At 58.3% G+C, this 1965-nt stretch carries 1 protein-coding gene; it reads right to left on the minus strand.

All coding sequences use genetic code 11. The features are described from left to right. The coding region (locus ACSFA0_RS26580; protein ID WP_435453263.1) for a methyl-accepting chemotaxis protein at positions 1–1180 on the minus strand (1180 nt) is incomplete at its 3' end. Positions 1181–1965 lie beyond the last annotated feature (785 nt).

Genomic DNA, 1965 nt, shown 5'->3' on the forward strand with positions numbered 1-1965 from the left:
CACGCCCCTGTTCGCCTGCCCGCGCCGCCTCCACGGCAGCATTGAGCGCCAGGATGTTCGTCTGGAACGCGATGCCTTCGATGACACCGATGATGTCCACGATCTTTTTGCTCGATGCGTTGATCAGACCCATGGTCTCGACCACCTCGCTCACGGTGGCGCCTCCGCGAACGGCGACCTCGGAAGCGGAGACCGCCAACTGGTTGGCTTCGCGGGCGTTGTCGGCATTGAGCTTGACCGTGGAGGTCAGCTGTTCCATCGACGCGGCCGTTTCCTCCAGCGAGCTGGCCTGCTCCTCCGTGCGTGCAGATAGATCTTGATTTCCAGAGGCGATCTGACTGGAAGCTGTGGCAATGGTGTCGCTGCCATGGCGGACTTCGCCGACGATCCTAGAGAGGTTCTCGCTCATGAGCTGCAATGCACTCATCAGCTGCCCCGTCTCGTCCTGGCTTCTGACAACAATGCGGCTGCTGAGGTCACCGGCAGCAACGGTCTGCGCGATCGTCAGAGCCTCAGCGATCGGAACCGTGATGCTACGGGCCAGTCGCCATGCCAGCAGGGCGCCGATCGCCAACGTGATGGCTGCAAGGATGAGCACCGTTCGTTCGGCGACCGCTGCATCTGCATCAGCCTTCGTACTCGTGGAGGCAAGGAGGGCGGCTTGGCGAGCGACCACTTTCTGGACGGCAGCGATGTAGGCCTCTTGTACCGGCAGGATCTTGCTTTTCGTGAGCTGATCCAACTCAGCAGGCGAAACCTCTGCGCCTCTGTCCTTCTTGTGCTTGATGAGCTCTGCGCGCGCCTTAGTATACGTCTCGCGCCGCAGGGCCACTTCGTCCATGAGAGCCTTCCCTTCAGCAGACACGACCGTCTCCTGCAGATCGGCCTGCAGCTTGTTGACCTCGGCGCTTTGGCTGGCCATTTGTCCTGCGTAGTACTCCTCATCTGCCTGTGCAGTGGCTTTGAGAAGTGCCACGGTGCGAATCCCGTTGGCAACGATCCCGGAGACCCAGCGCTGCGACAGCTCAGCCCGATGAGCCGCCGTGTCCATCTCGTCGACTGCCGCTGCGACCGATTTCAGCTGCAGTACTGAAAAGCCCGCGGTGAAGGTCATGAGGGACAACATCAAGGCGAAGCCGATGCCCAGACGGATGCCAATCTTCAAGCTGCCAAATTTCACGTGTGTGTCCTTGCGTAGTGGGTGTCCAAGCCATGCATACCGCCGTTTTGGACTCCACTGCATTTCACGCGAAGACGCCTATTTACGCATGTGCCAATGTCACATTTGTGAAGAATTTATGGTTATCGGGCGCACTGGGTTGAAGCGCTTGTGCAATCGGATGAACGGAGGAAGGGCATCCGCCCATCCAGTGATGGGTATCTAGCGTGAGGCGAGCGACACGAGCGAAAGCACGAGCGACAGAGCGAGCCCCACAACCAAGGCGGCTTCACTCCACACGCGCTCACTCCTGTTCACAGAAGCAGGGTAGCGACCTGCGTTGGAGCCAAGTCGGGCGTTTCTCTCCGGCTTGTCAGTCCACCATCCGTAGTTGGTGTCCCAGTCTTGCTGCTCTTTCGATGAGTTCATGTAATCAATTCTAGTTAATTACATGCATTGACGAAACGAAAGTATTCATATTGCTGCGAGGGCCGGTAATAAGTCACGCGAACTGCAGCGCTCCACCTGTACAGAAAGATCATTCGAATAACGCGGGGGGCGGAGGCTGTGCAATACCTCACGCCTGCGGCTCATCCTTCTGCCAAGTCCGCAGGGAATGTGAAATGTTCACATACACTCGTTTCATCGACATACGAGCGGACCGAGACATGAACTACGAAGCTAACCCTGCACTTGGAAACGAGTTTTCTGATTGGGCTCAGCTCACTGAGGAATACGCACAAGGCCTGGAGGCGCTGCGTCGGCGCGTGCCTGGTGCCTCCGCTCGAATGATGGAAATTGCCCGG

The organism is Variovorax restrictus (assembly GCF_051216715.1).
Lineage (GTDB): Bacteria > Pseudomonadota > Gammaproteobacteria > Burkholderiales > Burkholderiaceae_C > Variovorax.